The 18,042-nt window shown below is 71.4% G+C and carries 16 protein-coding genes; 9 read left to right on the top strand and 7 right to left on the bottom strand.

Going from position 1 to position 18,042, the window contains the following annotated elements; all coding sequences use genetic code 11:
- The first annotated feature begins 2 nt into the window (after positions 1 to 2).
- Positions 3 to 1,199 (top strand): FAD-dependent oxidoreductase, encoded by a 1,197-nt coding sequence (locus ACFQO7_RS20370; RefSeq protein WP_376807813.1) that lies wholly within the window; start codon positions 3 to 5, stop codon positions 1,197 to 1,199.
- Positions 1,200 to 1,422: 223 nt separating this feature from the next.
- Here the strand turns inward: ACFQO7_RS20370 and ACFQO7_RS20365 are convergent, their stop codons facing one another.
- Positions 1,423 to 2,274: a mechanosensitive ion channel family protein gene (locus tag ACFQO7_RS20365; RefSeq protein WP_376807812.1), complete on the bottom strand. Its 852-nt coding sequence runs from the start codon at positions 2,272 to 2,274 to the stop codon at positions 1,423 to 1,425.
- Between the two features lie 702 nt (positions 2,275 to 2,976).
- Here ACFQO7_RS20365 and gltB point away from each other — a divergent pair.
- The gene (gene gltB, locus ACFQO7_RS20360; protein ID WP_376807811.1) at positions 2,977 to 7,590 is read left to right on the top strand and encodes a glutamate synthase large subunit; all 4,614 of its coding nucleotides are present in this window, start codon (positions 2,977 to 2,979) and stop codon (positions 7,588 to 7,590) included.
- A complete protein-coding gene (locus ACFQO7_RS20355; RefSeq protein WP_376807810.1) occupies positions 7,583 to 9,052 on the top strand; it encodes a glutamate synthase subunit beta in 1,470 nt (489 codons plus the stop codon). The genes gltB and ACFQO7_RS20355 overlap by 8 nt, the downstream gene beginning before the upstream one ends.
- Positions 9,053 to 9,129: 77 nt before the next feature.
- Here ACFQO7_RS20355 and ACFQO7_RS20350 read toward each other — a convergent pair whose 3' ends face one another.
- From ACFQO7_RS20350 to ACFQO7_RS20325, 6 genes are all read right to left on the bottom strand, one after another.
- Positions 9,130 to 9,672 (bottom strand): DUF6239 family natural product biosynthesis protein, encoded by a 543-nt coding sequence (locus ACFQO7_RS20350; protein WP_360529399.1) that lies wholly within the window; start codon positions 9,670 to 9,672, stop codon positions 9,130 to 9,132.
- Between the two features lie 394 nt (positions 9,673 to 10,066).
- Complete coding sequence (locus ACFQO7_RS20345) at positions 10,067 to 10,210, bottom strand: hypothetical protein (protein ID WP_361045836.1); 144 nt, start codon at positions 10,208 to 10,210, stop codon at positions 10,067 to 10,069.
- 12 nt (positions 10,211 to 10,222) lie between these two features.
- Positions 10,223 to 10,561, bottom strand: coding sequence for a helix-turn-helix domain-containing protein (locus tag ACFQO7_RS20340; protein WP_360529393.1), 339 nt, complete (start codon positions 10,559 to 10,561; stop codon positions 10,223 to 10,225).
- Positions 10,554 to 10,859: a hypothetical protein gene (locus ACFQO7_RS20335; protein WP_376807809.1), complete on the bottom strand. Its 306-nt coding sequence runs from the start codon at positions 10,857 to 10,859 to the stop codon at positions 10,554 to 10,556. Before ACFQO7_RS20335 ends, ACFQO7_RS20340 begins: the two co-directional genes overlap by 8 nt.
- A complete protein-coding gene (locus ACFQO7_RS20330) occupies positions 10,859 to 11,320 on the bottom strand; it encodes a hypothetical protein (RefSeq protein WP_376807808.1) in 462 nt (153 codons plus the stop codon). Before ACFQO7_RS20330 ends, ACFQO7_RS20335 begins: the two co-directional genes overlap by 1 nt.
- Positions 11,317 to 11,946, bottom strand: coding sequence for a sigma-70 family RNA polymerase sigma factor (locus ACFQO7_RS20325; protein WP_373314367.1), 630 nt, complete (start codon positions 11,944 to 11,946; stop codon positions 11,317 to 11,319). The genes ACFQO7_RS20330 and ACFQO7_RS20325 overlap by 4 nt, the downstream gene beginning before the upstream one ends.
- Before the next feature lie 466 nt (positions 11,947 to 12,412).
- Between ACFQO7_RS20325 and ACFQO7_RS20320 the strand changes: the two genes are divergently transcribed.
- The 6 genes from ACFQO7_RS20320 (at position 12,413) to ACFQO7_RS20295 (ending at position 18,015) form a co-directional block, all read left to right on the top strand.
- On the top strand, positions 12,413 to 12,835 hold the full coding sequence (locus ACFQO7_RS20320) for a helix-turn-helix domain-containing protein (protein WP_376807807.1): 423 nt from the start codon (positions 12,413 to 12,415) through the stop codon (positions 12,833 to 12,835).
- Between the two features lie 143 nt (positions 12,836 to 12,978).
- The gene (locus tag ACFQO7_RS20315) at positions 12,979 to 13,869 is read left to right on the top strand and encodes an LLM class flavin-dependent oxidoreductase (protein ID WP_360529381.1); all 891 of its coding nucleotides are present in this window, start codon (positions 12,979 to 12,981) and stop codon (positions 13,867 to 13,869) included.
- A gap of 130 nt (positions 13,870 to 13,999) precedes the next feature.
- Positions 14,000 to 15,457 (top strand): pyruvate kinase, encoded by a 1,458-nt coding sequence (pyk, locus tag ACFQO7_RS20310; protein ID WP_361039632.1) that lies wholly within the window; start codon positions 14,000 to 14,002, stop codon positions 15,455 to 15,457.
- A 49-nt stretch (positions 15,458 to 15,506) separates the two neighbouring features.
- A complete protein-coding gene (locus ACFQO7_RS20305; RefSeq protein ID WP_360529375.1) occupies positions 15,507 to 16,385 on the top strand; it encodes an acyl-CoA thioesterase in 879 nt (292 codons plus the stop codon).
- Between the two features lie 173 nt (positions 16,386 to 16,558).
- On the top strand, positions 16,559 to 16,996 hold the full coding sequence (locus ACFQO7_RS20300; protein ID WP_360529372.1) for an RrF2 family transcriptional regulator: 438 nt from the start codon (positions 16,559 to 16,561) through the stop codon (positions 16,994 to 16,996).
- Positions 16,997 to 17,112: 116 nt separating this feature from the next.
- Complete coding sequence (locus tag ACFQO7_RS20295; protein ID WP_376807806.1) at positions 17,113 to 18,015, top strand: sulfite exporter TauE/SafE family protein; 903 nt, start codon at positions 17,113 to 17,115, stop codon at positions 18,013 to 18,015.
- Positions 18,016 to 18,042 lie beyond the last annotated feature (27 nt).

The raw sequence follows: 18,042 nt of genomic DNA, 5'->3' as shown, positions 1-18,042 counted from the left end.
CGATGCGCAGCGCGGTGGTGGTCGGTGCGGGCGTCGGCGGCCTCGCCACGGCGGGGGCGCTCGCGCGCACCGGCTGGCGGGTCACCCTGCTGGAGCGGGCGGACCGGCTGCGGGCCGACCCCGCCGCGCTGCTGCTGTGGCCCAACGCCGTCGCCGCGCTGCGCTCCCTCGGGCTCGGCGGCGGCCTGGCCGCCATCGCGACGCCCGTCCCGTCCGGCGGGCTGCGCCGGGCCGACGGGCAGTACCTCGCCCAGCCGACGCCCGGCACCGCGCAGGCCGTGGTCGTGCACGCCGAGGACCTGCACGACACGTTCATCGCGGGGCTCGGCGACCAGATCGAGATCCGCACCGGCATCACCGTGCGCAGCATGCACGCCCGTCCCGGGGACCGGCCGGCGGTCGGCGACGGCCGGCACACCTGGGAGGCCGACGTCATCGTCGCCGCAGACGGGGCCGACAGCACGCTGCGGGCTCGGCTCGCGCCGCAGTCGATCGCGGTCAGCTCCGGCTATGCCGCCTGGCGCGCGGTCATCCCCTGGTATCGCGCCCCGAAGCTGCCTGACGACCTGGTGCTGGCCGGGGAGACGCTGGGCGGCGGCTACCGCTTCCTGGCCGCCTCGCTCGGTGACCGGGGCAGTTCCGGCGCGTCCAGCCGGGGCGGCATCTACTGGACCGCCACCGTCGCCGGCGCGGCCCGCCCGGAGTCGAAGGCCACCCAGCTGACGCTGCTCAAGCGCTGGTTCGCCGGCTGGCACGCCCCGATCGCGGACCTGCTGGCCGCGACCGAGCCCGACGACCTGGTGCAGCAGGACGGCCGCCAGCTGCGCCCGCTACCCAACGAACTGGCCTTCCCGATCGGCACCGGCGGCTTCGCGCTCGTCGGCGACGCCGCCCACGCCATGCCGCACCACCTCGCCCAGGGGGCCGGGCTGGCCCTGGAGGACGCGGCCACGCTGCGCTCCCTGTTGCACCCGGCGATCCCCGGGCCGGGCTGCAACGCCGCGCTCGCCGCGTACTCGGCCGCCCGCCGCTCCCGCGCCGCCCAGGTGGTCCGCCAGACCCAGCGTGTCGGCGCGGTGCTCGCCCCGCGCGGCAACCTGGTCACCCGCGCCCGCGACCGCGCCTTCGGCGCGCTGGCCCCCCGTGTCCTGGACCGCGCCGCCACGGTCGCCGCCGACTGGCAGCCCCCGGCCGCCTGACCCTCCGCAGCCTGCCCTCGGGCCCGCCGCGCGGTGCCGCGCCGCGCGGTGCCGCGCCGCGTTGATCATGAACCTATGGCACGGCTCACCGGCGTGTCGTGCCCACAACTTCATGATCACCCGACGGCGCGACAGCAGGCCGGAATCGATCATGAGGTTAGGTCGAAGACACGCCGTCGAACCGTGCCATAAGTTCATGATCAACGCGTGGAAGTCTGAACGCTCAGAGTTCGGGGCCTTGCATGTCCTTGCGGAGGGCGGTGGCCTTCTCGGTGAGTTTGTCGGCCGCTTCCTTGGCCGACGGCTTGACGTCGGAGGGCTTCTCGCCGGGGTACTTGGGCTGGACCATGGTGTCGCCGCGGTCTTTGGACAGGGCGGCGGTCTCGGCGGCGCGCTGTTCGGCGGCGCGGGTCTTGAGGTGTTCGGAGACTCGGGTGCCCTCTTCCTCGACCTTGTTCAGGGCGCGTTCCCAGCGCTCCCGCATGGGGGCGATGAGGCCGCCGCCGACGCCGACGATGAGGATGCCGGCGATGGTGGCGAGGATGGCGACCAGCACCGGCATGGTGATGGTGGTGGCGACGCCGATCTGGTTGAGCGCGGCGATCACGCCGAACGCGATGATCGCGACCTGGGCGATGCGCCCGACGGCGCGGCCGTACGAGAAGTGCGACAGCGCGTTGGTGATCACGTCGAAGACGGCGTTGGCGATGGCGACCGCGACCACCAGGATCACGCAGGCCACGATGAGCCGCGGCAGCCAGCTGATCACGGTGTCGATGAGGTTGCTGATCGGGTTGGGCCCGAACACGCTGAACGCCAGCTGGAACGTGAACAGCAGCAGCGCGTAGTAGACGAGTTTGCCCACCAGGCCGCTGGGTGTGTACCTGCCGGTCCACCGGTCCATGCCCGTGCGCTGCGCGAGGTGGTTGAACCTGGCTCGGGCCAGGCCCTTGTCGACCAGGCTGCCGATCGCCTTGGCGATGATCCAGCCGACGACCAGGATGGCGGCGCAGGCGAGCACCTTGAGGGCGATGTACGCCAGCGCGCTGAGCAGGACCTGCACAGTGGGATTCACGGTCGTCCACCTTCCGCCATAGCGGAGCCGGTGACGCCCGTCGGCGCGCCCGTCGACCGGCGAGGGCCGTGCCCCGCGTGAGCGGCCCGCGGCAGCGGACCTTCAGCCGCAGACTAAGGCCGGTAACACTGAATATGGGCCGAATGTCGAAACTGCCGTCGGCGGCTGACGTCGGCGGGCCGCCGCCGCGCACCCGAGGTCCCCGGATCACGGCCCCGGCAGCGATCGTCGATGGAGTCGTGGCCGGCCGTCGACGCGTCGTGGGGCGGGCAGCGCGCGGCGGGGGCATTCCCGAGGCGGGCCGTTAACCTCCGCGACGCGCCCGACACGCGGGGGAAATGTGCCCGCCACGGGCTTGAACGCGCGACGGGCAGCGGCCTGGCGCACTCGCGTATGCCTGCTAACTGGGAAGTAGCTTCCCAGTATCTGGACGTGTGATCAATCTGTGTCTGGTGGACACCCAGGGCGTTTAACGTAGACTCAACACTCACAGACTCGTCCCCATGCTCGTGCGACAGCGCGAGAGAGTCCGTGTACCGCTGAACCTGCGGGTTCATTCAAGGGCCGACGTCGTCCCGCTCGGATAGGCACCGCTAAACGAACCCGGCATAGCCCCCGCGCCATCGCTGTCGCGGCATCCAGGCATCCCACCCCGTTCGTGGCCGATACCGATGTTCATTCCCCGTGACGACAGGAGGCCCGGTGGCATCGCCGTACCCGCACCCCCTGCAGCCTGGCATGACGGCCGCTCCGGCCGCGACGCAGCCTGGTATGACCACCGCGCCCGCCGCCGTCGGTCTCTACGACCCGGCCTTCGAGCACGACTCCTGCGGCGTGGCCTTCGTGGCCGACGTGCACGGCCGCCGCAGCCATGACGTGGTGGCCCGCGGCCTGTCCGCGCTGTGCCGCCTGGACCACCGCGGCGCGCGCGGCGCCGAGACCACCACGGGCGACGGCGCGGGCATCCTCATCCAGGTCCCCGACGCCTTCCTGCGCGAGGTGGTCGACTTCCCGCTGCCGCCCGCCGGCCAGTACGTGACGGGCCTGGTCTTCCTGCCCGTCAACGGCGCCGACGAGGCCCGCGCGCTGACCGTGCTGGAGAAGTACGCCCTGGTGGAGGGCGCGCAGATCCTCGGCTGGCGCGACGTGCCGGTGGACGCCGAGGGGCTGGGCGCGACCGCCGACGCCGCACGCCCGCGCATCCGGCAGGTGTTCCTGTCCGCGCACAGCATCTCCGGCCCCCGCTACGGCGAGCCGCTGAGCGGCCTGGAGCTGGAGCGCGTGGCCTACTGCGTGCGCAAGCAGACCGAGCGGGAGAGCCGCGAGCGCGACGTGCCGCTGTACTTCCCGTCGCTGTCCGGCCGCACGATCACCTACAAGGGCATGCTCACGCCCGACCAGCTGGCGTCGTTCTTCCCGGACCTGTCGGACGAGCGCGTGGACAGCGCGATCGCGCTGGTGCACTCGCGGTTCTCCACGAACACGTTCCCGAGCTGGCCGCTGGCCCACCCGTACCGGTTCATCGCGCACAACGGCGAGATCAACACGATCCGGGGCAACAAGAACTGGATGCAGGCCCGTGAGGCGCTGCTGGCCAGCCCGCTGCTGCCGGGCAACCTGCGCCGGCTGTTCCCGATCTGCACGCCGGAGGCGTCGGACTCGGCGAACTTCGACGAGGTTCTGGAGCTGCTGCACCTGACCGGGCGCAGCCTGCCGCACGCGGTGCTGATGATGATCCCGGAGGCGTGGGAGAACGACCCGGTGATGGACCCCGCGAAGCGGGCGTTCTACCAGTTCCACGCCAGCCTGATGGAGCCGTGGGACGGCCCCGCCAGCGTCGCGTTCACCGACGGCACCGTCGTCGGTGCGGTGCTCGACCGCAACGGACTGCGCCCGGGGCGCTGGTGGCGCACCGAGGACGGCCTGGTCGTGCTGGGCAGCGAGGCGGGCATGCTCGACCTCGACCCGGCGACCGTGGTGGCCAAGGGCCGGCTGGAGCCGGGCCGGATGTTCCTGGTCGACACCGCGCAGGGCCGCGTCATCTCCGACGAGGAGATCAAGGGCGAGCTCGCCGCGGAGCAGCCGTACGCCGACTGGCTGCACAGCGGGCTGATGCACCTGGAAGGCCTGCCCGAGCGCGAGCACATCGTCTACACCCACGACTCGGTGCAGCGCCGCCAGCAGACCTTCGGCTACTCCGAGGAGGAGCTGAAGATCCTGCTCGCGCCGATGGCGCGGGCCGGGGCGGAGCCGCTGGGCTCGATGGGCACCGACACCCCGATCTCGCCGCTGTCGAGCCGGCCGCGGCTGCTCTACGACTACTTCCACCAGATCTTCGCGCAGGTCACCAACCCGCCGCTGGACGCGATCCGGGAGGAGATGGTCACCAGCCTCGCGTCGACCATCGGCCCGGAGGGCAACCTGCTCGACCCGGGTCCGACCAGCTGCCGGCAGATCGTGCTGCCGTACCCGGTCATCGACAACGACGAGCTGGCCAAGATCCTCTCGATCGACGAGGACGGCGACCTGCCCGGCTTCAAGGCGGTGCGGGTCTCCGGCCTGTACCCGCTGCGCGACGGCGCGAACGGCCTGCGGGCCCGGCTGACCGAGATCCGCCGGCACGTGTCCGAGGCGATCGAGGACGGCGTGCGCATCCTGGTGCTGTCGGACCGCGACTCCACCGCCGACCTGGCCCCGATCCCGTCGCTGCTGCTCACCGCCGCGGTGCACCAGCACCTGGTGCGGGAGCAGACGCGCACCCAGGTGGCGCTGGTCGTCGAGTCCGGCGACTGCCGCGAGGTGCACCACGCGGCGGTGCTGGTCGGCTTCGGCGCGGCCGCGATCAACCCGTACCTGGCCTTCGAGAGCGTCGAGGACCTGATCACCACCGGCATCCTGCCGAACATCACGCCCGACAAGGCCGTGCGCAACGTCGTCAAGGCGCTGGGCAAGGGCATCCAGAAGATCATGTCGAAGATGGGCATCTCGACGGTGTCGTCGTACTGCGGCGCGCAGGTGTTCGAGGCGGTCGGCCTGTCCTCGGAGCTGGTGGAGCGCTACTTCACCGGCACGCCCAGCCGCATCCAGGGCATCGGCCTGGCCGAGATCCACGCCGAGGTCGCGGCGCGGCACGCGGTGGCGTACCCGACGAACCCGGCGGAGCAGTCGCACCGGCGGCTGGAGGTCGGCGGCGAGTACCAGTGGCGCCGCGAGGGCGAGGTGCACCTGTTCAACCCGGAGACGGTGTTCCTGCTCCAGCACGCCACCCGGTCGGGTCAGTACGACGTGTTCCAGCGCTACACCGAGAAGGTCGACGGCCTGGCGGCCGCGGCGGGCTCGCTGCGCGGGCTGTTCCGGTTCAAGGACGCCACGCCGATCCCGATCGAGGAGGTCGAGCCCGCGACGGAGATCGTCAAGCGGTTCGCCACCGGCGCGATGTCGTACGGCTCCATCTCGGCCGAGGCGCACGAGACCCTGGCGATCGCGATGAACCGCATCGGCGGCAAGTCCAACACCGGTGAGGGCGGCGAGGACGTCGAGCGCCTGTACGACCCGGCCCGCCGCTCGGCGGTCAAGCAGGTGGCCTCCGGCCGCTTCGGCGTGACCACGGAATACCTCGTGCACGCCGACGACATCCAGATCAAGATGGCGCAGGGCGCGAAGCCCGGCGAGGGCGGCCAGCTGCCCGGCAACAAGGTGTGGCCGTGGATCGCCAAGACCCGGCACGCCACGCCGGGCGTCGGCCTGATCTCGCCGCCGCCGCACCACGACATCTACTCGATCGAGGACCTGGCGCAGCTGGTGTTCGACGTCAAGTGCGTCAACCCCGGCGCGCGGGTGCACGTCAAGCTGGTCAGCGAGGTCGGCGTCGGCACGGTCGCGGCGGGTGTCGCGAAGCTGAAGGCCGACGTCATCCTGATCTCGGGCCACGACGGCGGCACCGGCGCGTCCCCGCTGAACTCGCTCAAGCACGCGGGCACCCCGTGGGAGCTGGGACTGGCCGAGACGCAGCAGACGCTGCTGCTCAACGGGCTGCGCGACCGGGTCACGGTGCAGGTCGACGGCCAGCTCAAGACCGGCCGCGACGTGATCGTGGCGGCGCTGCTGGGCGCGGAGGAGTTCGGCTTCGCCACCGCCCCGCTGATCGTCGAGGGCTGCATCATGATGCGGGTCTGCCACCTGGACACCTGCCCGGTCGGCATCGCCACCCAGAACCCGGTGCTGCGCGAGCGCTTCACCGGCAAGCCGGAGTTCGTGGAGAACTTCTTCTGGTTCCTTGCCGAGCAGGTGCGCGAGCAGCTGGCGGCGCTGGGCCTGCGCAGCATCGACGAGGCCGTGGGCCGCGCCGACCTGCTCGACCTGGCCCCGGCCACCGAGCACTGGAAGGCGCACGGGCTGGACCTGTCGCCGGTGCTGGCCCTGCCGAGCTCGCCGTACGGCGATGCGCCCCGCAAGGTGCGCGAGCAGGACCACGGGCTGGACAAGTCGCTGGACAACACGCTGCTGCGGCACGCCGAGCCGGCGCTGCTGACCGGCGCCTCGGTGCGGTTCGACGTGGCGGTGCGCAACGAGCACCGCAGCGTCGGCGCGATGCTGGGCGGTGAGGTCGTGCGGCGCGCGGGAGGGGCGGGCCTGCCCGACGGCACCATCGACGTGACCCTGCACGGCACGGCCGGGCAGTCGTTCGGCGCGTTCGTGCCGCGCGGTGTCACGCTGCGGCTGCTCGGCGACGCCAACGACTACGCGGGCAAGGGCCTGTCCGGCGGGCGGCTGATCGTGCGCCCGGACGCGCGCAGCCAGTTCGCCGCCGAGGACCACATCATCGCCGGCAACACCCTGCTGTACGGGGCCACCTCGGGTGAGGTGTACCTGCGCGGCAGGGTCGGCCAGCGCTTCGCGGTGCGCAACTCGGGCGCGACCGCGGTGGTCGAGGGCGTGGGCGACCACGGCTGCGAGTACATGACCGGCGGCACCGTGGTGGTGCTCGGCCCGACCGGGCGTAACTTCGCCGCGGGCATGTCCGGCGGCGCGGCGTTCGTGCTCGACCTGGACCCGCTGCTGGTCAACCGGGAGCTGGTCGACCTCGGCCCGGTCGGCGAGGTGGAGGCCGAGGGCCTGCTCGAGATCGTCGAGCGGCACTTCCAGGAGACGGGGTCGGCGGTGGCGGAGAAGCTGCTGGCCGACTGGGCGGGCAGCGTGGAACGCTTCACCGCCGTGATCCCGCGCGACTACAAGCGCGTGATCGAAGCCATGCGGGCCGCCGAGGCTGCCGGCCGCGACATCGACGCCGCGGTCATGGAGGTGGCACGTGCCTGACCCCAATGGTTTCCTGCGTTTCGGCCGGCGGATGCCGGCCCGCCGGCCGGTGCCGGTGCGCATCATGGACTGGCGCGAGGTGTACCCCTCCGCCGACGACGAGCTGATCCGCGAGCAGGCGGGCCGCTGCATGGACTGCGGCATCCCGTTCTGCCACGAGGGCTGCCCGCTCGGGAACCGGATCCCGGACTGGAACGACCTCGTGCGCACCGGCAACTGGAACGCCGCGATCCAGTCGCTGCACAGCACGAACAACTTCCCGGAGTTCACCGGGCGGCTGTGCCCGGCGCCCTGCGAGGCGTCGTGCGTGCTCGCCATCGGCGATGACGCCGTGACGATCAAGCAGGTCGAAGTCGAGATCATCAACCGGGCGTACGAGAACGGCCGGGTCCGCCCGCAGCCGGCCGCCGCCCCGTCGGGCAAGACGGTGGCCGTGGTCGGCTCCGGCCCGGCCGGCCTGGCCGCGGCGCAGCAGCTGGCCCGCGCCGGGCACACGGTCACCGTGTACGAGCGCGACGACGCCATCGGCGGCCTGCTGCGCTACGGCATCCCGGACTTCAAGCTGGAGAAGCAGCACATCGACGCCCGCGTCGAGCAGCTGCTGGCCGAGGGCGTCGCCTTCCGCACCGGTGTGAACGTCGGCGTGGACGTGTCCGCGGCGCAGCTGCGGGCCGAGCACGACGCGGTGCTGCTGGCCACCGGCGCGCTGGCCGGGCGTGAGACCGACACCCCGGGCCGCGAGCTGTCCGGCATCCACCAGGCGATGGCACACCTGACCCAGGCCAACGTGGCCGTGGCGGGCGGCCCGCAGCCGGAGATCACCGCCGCGGGCAAGCACGTGATCATCATCGGCGGCGGAGACACCGGCGCGGACTGCCTGGGTGTGGCCCACCGGCAGGGCGCGGCGTCGGTGACCCAGCTCGACCGGTATCCGCAGCCCCCGGACGCCCGTGACGAGCAGCGCGACCCGTGGCCGACCTGGCCGTGGATCCTGCGCAACTACGCTGCGCACGAGGAGGGCGGCGACCGGGTCTTCTCCGTCGCCGTGCAGCGCTTCGTGGGCGACGAGCAGGGCCGCGTCCGCGCGATCGTGCTGGTGGACGTGATCGTCGAGCGGGTGAACGGCCGCGGCGTGGTCACCGAGGTGCCCGGCACCGAGCGGGAGATCCCGGCCGACCTGGTGCTGCTGGCCATCGGCTTCGAGGGCACCGACGCCACCGGGGCCCTGGAGCAGCTCGGCCTGGCCCGCAGCCCGCGGGGCACCGTCGAGTGCGGCCCGGACTGGCAGACCCCCGCCGACGGCGTCTTCGTCGCCGGCGACGCCCACAAGGGCGCGTCCCTGATCGTCTGGGCGATCGCCGAGGGCCGCAGCGCCGCCGCCGCCATCCACCGCTACCTCGGCGGCGAAGGCAGCCTCCCCGCTCCCGTGGCCCCCTCCTCCCGCCCCCTCATCCCCGCCTGACCAAAGCAAAGGAAGGGCACCTTCACAACGCTCCGCGTTGTAGAAGGTGCCCTTCTTATCGCTTCGGGACGGTGACCTCAGCGGTTCGCCGGGCCTCGGGTCTTCGGGTCGCCGCGGCGCACCGGCAGGACCGTCACGTTGTCGGCCTGCATCCGCGTCACCACCTCGAACAGCTCCTCCTGGTCCTCGCGCAGCAGCTCCACCATGGCGCTGAGCTTGCCGAGGTCTTCACGCACGTGCAGTTGTGGAGACTCGCCGGGGCTTGCCCGCCCGGCTGTCTCCTCCAGGGTCTTGCTGAACTGGGCGAGCTGCTGGACTATGTCGCTCAATGCCGTGATCACGATGCGCATGTGCTCGCCGCGCTGGTGGTCGCGGGCCAGCTGTCGGGTCTCCGCCTCGTGCAGGCGGTTGACGAGGTGCTGATTGGACAGCGCCACCGCGCCGGCGAGCATGAGCACCACGCCGATCGCCGTCGCGGCTATCACCCTGGCCAGCACGCTCGTCTCTTGACTTACTCCCTGGCCGGCCGGCCATACGACGAGATATGCGGCCAGTACCAGGACCAGAGCGAGGCCGACAATGGAGAGCCAGAACGCCCCGCTCTTGACTTTGACAATCACCTGTCTTCCCTTCCGGGACCACTGGGCGTCCGGGCGTACGCGCCGAATGAACGAATACTCAGCGTGCCTCCAGTGACGTCGCTGCGCTAGTAACACAGAGCGAATTCACGGACGACGCCGAATTGTGGACTGCAGGTCAACGCGCCATCATCCGGACGTACTGACTCCGGGCGCTGGGGACATCACCGATTCAAAGAAGACGCATGTTGCAATTCGCACGTGCACGGTACGTCTAAAAATGCTGATATAGCAACTCTTGAGTGGATCACCTGCACGTCACCATGAGTGATGGCATGAGTGGACATCGACGCACATTAACGAGCTGTTGCATCGAATCGGGCAGTTGCCTTCAAAGATAGGCTACACAGAGTAGTACTCGATCACTCTGTGCTGATCAATGAACCAGGGCGAGCATGGTCGTGAACACTCCGAAGGAGACGAACACCCCCAGCCCGAAGATCACGCCCTCGGCGAACAGCAGCAGCAGAGACGGCAGCCTGGTGCCGCCGTGCCTGCGGCGATAGAGCTCCGAAGCCATCGAACCACTCCTTCAGCGTGGCACCCAGCCGTGCTTGACCAGCAGAGCGGCGACGTCCTCGCGCAGGTACCGGCGGTGACCGCCGGCGGTGCGGGTGACGCGCAGCAGGCCGCGGTCGGCCCAGCGCTTGACGGTCTTGCGGTCCACCGGCAGCAGTGCCAGCACCTCGGCCGGGGTCATCATGTCGCGGCGGCCGGCACGCACGCCGGCTCCGTCGCGCAGCCCCGCGGCGTAGACGGCGGCGAGCGCCGTCACCAGCCGCGGGGTCAGCTCGTCGTTGCCGCAGGCGCGCACCGCCACCTCGCGCACGTGCGCGGGCAGCCGCGGGACGGGCGTGGGCGAGTCAGACACCGGCGTGCTCCCTCGTGCCCGGCTCGGCGAGTCCACGGGAGTCGGCCGTCCAGACGGGCCACCACCACTCGTCGCCGCCGATGAGGTCGCGCACCGCCGCCAGCTCGGCGTGCAGCGCGACCGCCTCACCGCGGTAGCGGTCGCGCTCCCGGCAGGCCCGCCGCGCCAGCTCCTCGGCGCGCCGGGCCAGCACGGCCTCGGCCACCAGCGCCGAGCGCAGCGCGCTCACCTCCACCCCGGCCCGCATGGCCTCCCGGTCGCACAGCCGGGCCAGCCACCGCCGCCACGCCCTTCGCATCACGGGTAAGCCTGCCGGGTCGACGGGACCTGCGGGTACGCCCCGGTCGCGGTGTGCTTGCCCCGGTAGTCCACGGCCGGGTACGGCGGCACCGCGTCGAGGTACGCGGTGACCTCGGGGTCGGCCTCCGGCCGGCGTACCGGCGCGGCCTGCCCGACCGCGGTCGCCCGGCTCGCCGGTGCGGGGTCGCCGGCCGGTCCGGTGGGTCGCCACCGGGATCCATCCGGCCGGCGCCGGTTCAGTGCGCGGCCCCAGAACGCCACGATCGCGCGCCGCCGCGCGGGCTGCGGACCGTCCTCGGGGCCCCACCACTGCCCCTCGGCGTCGTCCACCCGGTCCAGGATCAGCTTCGCCTCCTCGACCAGCGACAGCCGGTCGCGCATCAGGAACAGCGTCGCGGAGAAGCTCACCGCGGCCACCGCCGCCGTGTACAGCGAGAGGAAGGTGGTGGACAGGGTCATGACCTGCCCTCCTCGAAGCCGTCGGGCAGCAGCCGGCCGAGCATGCGCACCGCGCGGCACTGCAGCGCCTTGACCGCGCCCTCGCTCTTGCCCATCGACTGCGCGGTCTCCGCGGTGGACAGTCCCACCAGGAAACGCAGCGCGATACAGCGCTGCTGGGAGGGGTTGAGCTTCTTGACCGCCGCGAGCAGCGCGAGGTTGTTCACGTGGTCCATGGCGACCCGGTCCGGAGCGCCGTCGAGGCTGAACTCCTCCTGGTCGAAGTCGAGGACCTCGCCGCTGACCTCGAAGCGGTAGCGGCCGGACTTGTAGTAGTCGGCCACGATGTGGCGCGCGATGGTGATCAGCCAGGCCGCGAAGTCCCGGCCCTGCCAGCGCACGCTGCCGATGCGCTTGAGGGCGCGCAGGAAGGTGTCGGACGTCAGGTCCTCGGCGGTGGGGCTGTGCCGGACCCGGAAGTAGATGAAGCGGAAGACCGCGGGGGCGTACTGCGCGTAGATCTTCCCGAACGCCTCGGTGTCGCCCTGCTGCGCTCGTTCGACCAGGTTCCATACGTACGACTGCTCCTCGGGCACCGATCCGGCGAGGGTGGTGCGGGCTTCCGTCGTGACAGCGGTCGGGCTCATCCGCGCGACACCCGGCCCTTGCATGTCATGAGCACGTAGGTTGCTCCTCTTCTGGCGGGGGGATCTTCGATCGAAAGGCCCGCCGGACCGGGGTTCACGGTCCGGCGGGCCCGGGGTGTGGCCGCCCAGTGCCTTGGGCGGCCACACCGCGAGGGGGAGCAGCGGCGTACCGCTGCGGCGCCGGCCGGCCGATCCCGAGACGATGACGCGGTCCGGGCGCGGACCACGTTGTTTGCGGGCGACGCACCGTCATCTGGATCTGTCGGTCTGGCGCTGGACGTCACGATAACCGTCGTCCATACACGACGCAAGTAACGACGTTTGGAAACGACGTTTACCCTCTAATGGGTGACCGTGGACCGGTCACAACCCTTACTTCACCGAGGCCATCACCGAAAGACACGTCACTTGTCAACGACGCGTGGGGGATGGAAACGTTTCGGATGAGCCCGGTAGCCTGTTAGGTATGGGCGACGTATCAGCGGCAGCACCGGACCGGGCGCAGCCGGACACCGAATGGGGTCGGTATCTGCGTCGGATGACCCGCCGGCCCGGCTGGTCGGTGGCGAAACTCGCGCGCGACTCGGGCATCGCCCGTCAGACGATCTTCGACTGGATCCGCGACGGCGGCGACTCGGTGACCGTCGGCTCGGTGCGCCGCGTCGCCGAGGCGCTCGGCGACGACGTCGTCAACGCCCTGACGGCGGCGGCCAACGTGGCACACCACGACGCCGACGAGGAGCTGACCCCGATCCTGCAGTCCGACCTCGACCCCCAGGCCAAGGCCGAACTCGTCGAATACCTCACCGGCCTGCGCGAGGCCCAGCGCCACGCCCGCCGCACCGAGATCACCGCCATGCTCAACCGCCCCAGGCGGGCAGCGGCGTAACGCGGTTCGGCCGCCGACCGCACCCGCCAGGAGCGGAAGTCCGCGCAGCGGGCGAGCGACCGGCGGGTAAGGGAGGCTTCCAAGGCCGAACCGCCGCGTTCGCGAAGGCGGACGCCAGCAGCTCCGCTGATAACCTCGGTGCAATGCGAGTCTCGGCGTTGATCCTGCCTGTGTACCCCTGGCGCGAAGGCCGCCACGTCTGGCGGGAGGCCGAGGACCTCGGGTTCCACGCCGCCTATACGTACGACCACCTGTCGTGGCGCACGTTCCGCGACGGGCCCTGGTTCGGCGCGGTGCCGACGCTCACCGCCGCGGCGGGGGTCACCGCGCGGCTGCGGCTGGGCACCATGGTCACCTCGCCCAACTTCCGGCACCCGGTCACGCTGGCCAAGGACGTGATGACCCTCGACGACGTCTCGGACGGGCGGGTCACGGTCGGCATCGGCGCGGGCGGCATCGGGTTCGACGCCTCGGTGCTCGGCCAGGCGCCCTGGTCGACGGCGGAGCGCACCGAGCGCTTCGAGGAGTTCGTGCCGCTGCTCGACCGGCTGCTCACCGACGGTGACACCACCCACCACGGCAAGCACTACTCGGCGTACGAGGCCCGCATGCTGCCCGGCTGCGTGCAGCGGCCCCGGGCGCCGCTCGCGATCGCGGCCACCGGCCCGCGGGGACTGGCGCTGGCGGCCCGGCACGGCCAGGCGTGGATCACCACCGGCCCGGCCCGCAAGGGCGACGAGACCGACCCTGAGCTGCTGCCGGGCATCATCGCCGGCCAGCTCGACGGGCTGGGCCGAGCGTGCGCCGCGGAGGGCCGGGACCCGGCGGAACTGTCGCATATCCTGCTCACCGGTTTCACCCGGGAACAGCCGCTGGCGTCGGTGCAGGCGTTCGTCGACTTCGCGGGCCGCTACGCCGAGCTGGGCATCGACGAGATCGTGGTGCACCGGCCCGTTCCGGGCACCTGTTTCGACCCTGGCCAGGGCGTTTACGAGAAACTGCCGGCCGCGGTGGCGGCAGCCTTCGGCGGCTGACCTGCCGCGACGAACGTCCCGTTTCCGCCGACTGAGGGATCGTTCAGTCTCGCGCGTGTATCCGGGATTTGTCGAGACAGTGACGCCCCGTTGCAACCTAGGTCACATCAGAGGACTAGGCTTGCCCGTCGTGACACGCCGCGCAAAGATCGTCTGTACTCTCGGCCCTGCCACCTGGTCCCCCGAGCGCCTCCGCGGGCTCGTCGAGGCCGGGATGGACGTCGCCCGCATGAACTTCAGCCACGGCTCCCACGCCGACCACGAGCAGGCCTACCTGCGGGTCCGTGAGGTGTCGGCCGCCACTGGCAAGGCTGTGGCCACGCTGGCCGACCTGCAGGGTCCGAAGATCAGACTTGGCAAGTTCGCGGACGGCCCCCACGAGTGGCGTACCGGTGACAGTGTTGTCATCACCAGCGACGACATCCTCGGTACGGCCGACCGGGTCTCCTGCACCTATCGGAAGCTGCCGGCCGAGGTCAAGGTCGGCGACCGCCTGCTCATCGACGACGGCAAGGTCGCCGTCGAGGTGACCGGCGTCAACGGACCGGACATCCGCTGCCTCGTCATCGAGGGCGGGCCGGTCTCCAACAACAAGGGCGTCTCGCTGCCGAACGTGGCCGTGTCGGTGCCCGCCATGTCCGAGAAGGACGCCGAGGACCTGCGCTTCGCGCTCGCGCTGGGGGTCGACCTCATCGCGCTGTCGTTCGTGCGCTCGCCCGAGGACATCAAGCTGGTCCACGCGATCATGCACGAGGTGGGCGTCGTCCGCCCGGTCATCGCGAAGATCGAGAAGCCCGAGGCGGTCGACAACCTCGAGGCCATCGTGGACGCGTTCGACGGCCTCATGGTCGCCCGCGGCGACCTCGGCGTCGAGCTCCCCCTCGACCAGGTCCCCCTGGTGCAGAAGCGGGCCGTCCAGCTCGGCCGCGAGTACGCCAAGCCGGTCATCGTGGCCACGCAGATGCTCGACTCCATGATCGAGAACTCGCGGCCCACCCGCGCCGAGGCCTCCGACGTCGCCAACGCCGTGCTCGACGGCGCCGACGCGGTGATGCTCTCGGGCGAGACCAGCGTCGGCAAGTACCCGGTGCTGACCGTCAGCACCATGGCGAAGATCATCACGACGACCGAGGCCGGTCAGATCTCCGTGCCGCGGCTGCAGCACGACCCGCGGACCCGCGGCGGCGCGCTCACCGTCGCGGCCTCCCAGATCGCCCGCGCCGTCGGCGCCAAGGCCCTGGTCGCGTTCACCGTCACCGGCGACACCGTGCACCGGCTCGCCCGGCTGCACTGCGAACTGCCGCTGCTGGCCTTCACCCCCGAACCCGCGGTCCGCGACCAGCTCGCGCTCGCCTGGGGCGTGGAGACCTTCCTGATGCCGTTCGTGCACCACACCGACGACATGTTCCGCCAGGTCGACGAGCGCCTGCTCAGCCTCGGCCGAGCCAACGTCGGCGACTACGTGGTGGTCGTGGCGGGCAGCCCGCCCGGCACCCCCGGCTCCACCAACACCCTGCGCGTGCACCAGCTCGGCTCGCTGGCGATGCCGCAGACCCTGGCCCAGGCCACGCAGCCGACCCAGGGCTAGGGTGGGCGCGACGCCGAACGAACGTTCGGCCCGCGCGAACGGAAGTGACATGACGGACCCCATCACCGGTCAGGCCGCCGTCGACAGCCTGGTCGAGCTGCTGGACCTGGCCCCGGTCGACGATCTCGTCTTCCGGGGCCAGAATCCGCCGATCGGGCCCCCGCGCGTCTACGGCGGCCAGGTCGCCGCGCAGGCCCTGGTCGCCGGCGGCCGCACCGTGGACCCGTCGCGCCACGTGCACTCCCTGCACGGCTACTTCGTCCGCGCCGGCAACATGGCCGAGCCGATCGACTACCACGTCGAGAAGATCCGCGACGGACGCTCCTTCTCCGTACGCCGCTCCGTGGCGATGCAGCGCGGCAAGCCCATCTTCCTGATGTCGGCCTCGTTCCAGGTGCGTGAGGAAGGGCTGGACCACCACGACCCCGCGCCGGTCGACGTGCCCGGCCCCGACGAGCTGCCCACCATGGCCGACCGCCTCTCGCCGTACCCGGAACGCCTCGGCATCTGGAAGATCCTGCCCCGCCCCATGGACGTGCGCTACGTCGACGAGCCCGGCTGGGTGCGCCCCGGCAAGCGATCCGCCAACACCCTGCAGCGGGTCTGGATGCGCCTGGACGGCAAGCTCCCCGACGACCCCCTGCTGCACGCCTGCGCCCTCACCTACCTGTCCGACCTGACCCTGCTCGACGCGGTCCTGTCGGTCCACGGCGAGGTCTGGGGCCCCGGCGGCGTCATCGGCGCCAGCCTCGACCACGCCCTCTGGTTTCACCGCCCCTTCCGCGCCGACGAGTGGTTCCTCTACGACTGCGCCAGCCCTTCGGCCTCCGGCTCCCGCGGCCTCGCCACCGGCCGCATGTTCACCCGCGACGGCCGCCACATCGCCACCGCCGCCCAGGAAGGCCTCCTCCGCCCCGTCGGCGCCTGACCCCCGTGCCCGCGCTCGAAGCGACGATCTTGCGTGAACCGCGGGTACGACACGCCTGAAACGGGCGAAAGGGCGACAGTTCGCGCAAGATCGTCGTGATCATGGGTGGGGTGGGTCACGAGGGGCGGGGTCGTTCGGGTGGGGGAGTGATCCGTTCGGGCGATAATCGGGTCATGCGACTGTCCGCTCGTGTCGATTACGCGCTCCGTGCGGTGATCGAGCTCGCCTCGGCCGGGGACGGCCCGGTCACCTCGGAGCGCATCGCCCGCGCGCAGGAGATCCCGCCGAAGTTCTGCGAGAGCATCCTGCTGCAGCTGCGGCGGGGCGGCATCGTGTTCGCCCAGCGCGGGCCCGACGGCGGATACTGGCTGGCCCGGCCCGCCGAGCAGATCTCGCTGGTCGAGGTCGTCGAGGTGATCGACGGGCCGCTCGGCTCACCCCGGGCCGCGCAGCCCGACGCCCCGCTGGGCGCGGCGCATGCGCTGCAGCAGGTGTGGACTGCGGTGGAGGAGTCCGAGCGGGCGATCCTGACCCAGGTCACCATCGCGCACGTCATCGCCGGCGCGCTGCCGGAGCCGGTCGCCGCCCACCTGCCGCTCGCCGCGTCCTGACGGATACCTGACAGCGTCGTTCACCAATACTTAACAACCGGCTCTTGCCTTACCCACTACTCCTATTAAACTGATCGGAAATACCAAGAAGCTGGGATCAGTAGGAGGCAACGGCCGTGCGAAAACTGCTGGTCATGGCATTGGTGGGACTCGCCGCCCAGCTCGTCGACGGAGCACTGGGCATGGCGTACGGCGTCACCTCCAGCACCCTGCTCCTCATCGCCGGCATCGCCCCGGCCACCGCGTCCGCCTCCGTGCACCTCGCCGAGGTCGGCACCACCCTCGCCTCCGGCATCTCGCACTGGCGCTTCGGCAACGTCGACTGGCGCGTCGTCCGCAACATCGCCCTGCCCGGCGCCGTCGGCGCCTTCGCCGGAGCCACCGTGCTCAGCAGCATCTCCACCGAATCCGCCATCCCGTGGACCGCCGGCATCCTCTTCGCGCTCGGCGTCTACCTGCTGATCCGGTTCGCCCGCCCGCTGCGGCCCACCCGGCCCCGCGCGCTGCCGCGCCGCTTCCTCGCTCCGCTCGGCCTGTTCGCCGGCTTCATCGACGCCACCGGCGGGGGAGGATGGGGCCCCGTCGCGACGCCGACCCTGCTGGCCTCCGGCAGCATGGAGCCCCGCAAGGTGATCGGCTCCGTCGGCACGTCCGAGTTCCTCGTCGCCGGGGCCGCCAGCATCGGCTTCCTGCTCGGGCTCGGCTCCGAAGGCTTCGTGCTGCCGACCGTCGCCGCGCTGCTGGTCGGTGGCGTGATCGCCGCGCCGATCGCCGCCTGGCTGGTCCGGCATGTGCCCGCGCAGCTGCTCGGGGCGTTCGTCGGCGGGCTCATCGTGCTCGTCAACACGCGCAGCCTGCTGCGAGTGTTCAAGGTCGAACCCGAGTTCGGGCCGTACGCGTACCCGCTGGTGGTCGTGCTCTGGGCGGTGGCGGTCAGCTTCGCGGTGGGCGCCTGGCGGCGTACCCGCGCGGCGCAGGCCACCGTCAGCGCCGAGCCGGAGCTCGTGCCCGCCGCCTGACATCGCACGGTCCACAGCCCTCGGCCG

It is taken from the genome of Catellatospora aurea (genome assembly GCF_042663325.1).
Classification (GTDB): Bacteria; Actinomycetota; Actinomycetes; order Mycobacteriales; family Micromonosporaceae; genus Catellatospora; species Catellatospora aurea.
This window is presented reverse-complemented; position numbering and strand designations above follow the sequence as displayed.

What these genes read in the sequence shown, in the direction of transcription:
- ACFQO7_RS20370 (WP_376807813.1), top strand. Translation starts at nt 3, where the DNA reads ATGCGCAGCGCGGTGGTGGTCGGTGCGGGCGTCGGCGGCCTCGCCACG.
- ACFQO7_RS20345 (WP_361045836.1), bottom strand. Translation starts at nt 10,210, where the DNA reads ATGGCTTCGGAGCTCTATCGCCGCAGGCACGGCGGCACCAGGCTGCCG.
- ACFQO7_RS20335 (WP_376807809.1), bottom strand. Translation starts at nt 10,859, where the DNA reads ATGCGAAGGGCGTGGCGGCGGTGGCTGGCCCGGCTGTGCGACCGGGAG.
- ACFQO7_RS20330 (WP_376807808.1), bottom strand. Translation starts at nt 11,320, where the DNA reads ATGACCCTGTCCACCACCTTCCTCTCGCTGTACACGGCGGCGGTGGCC.
- ACFQO7_RS20325 (WP_373314367.1), bottom strand. Translation starts at nt 11,946, where the DNA reads ATGAGCCCGACCGCTGTCACGACGGAAGCCCGCACCACCCTCGCCGGA.
- ACFQO7_RS20320 (WP_376807807.1), top strand. Translation starts at nt 12,413, where the DNA reads ATGGGCGACGTATCAGCGGCAGCACCGGACCGGGCGCAGCCGGACACC.
- ACFQO7_RS20315 (WP_360529381.1), top strand. Translation starts at nt 12,979, where the DNA reads ATGCGAGTCTCGGCGTTGATCCTGCCTGTGTACCCCTGGCGCGAAGGC.
- ACFQO7_RS20305 (WP_360529375.1), top strand. Translation starts at nt 15,507, where the DNA reads ATGACGGACCCCATCACCGGTCAGGCCGCCGTCGACAGCCTGGTCGAG.
- ACFQO7_RS20300 (WP_360529372.1), top strand. Translation starts at nt 16,559, where the DNA reads ATGCGACTGTCCGCTCGTGTCGATTACGCGCTCCGTGCGGTGATCGAG.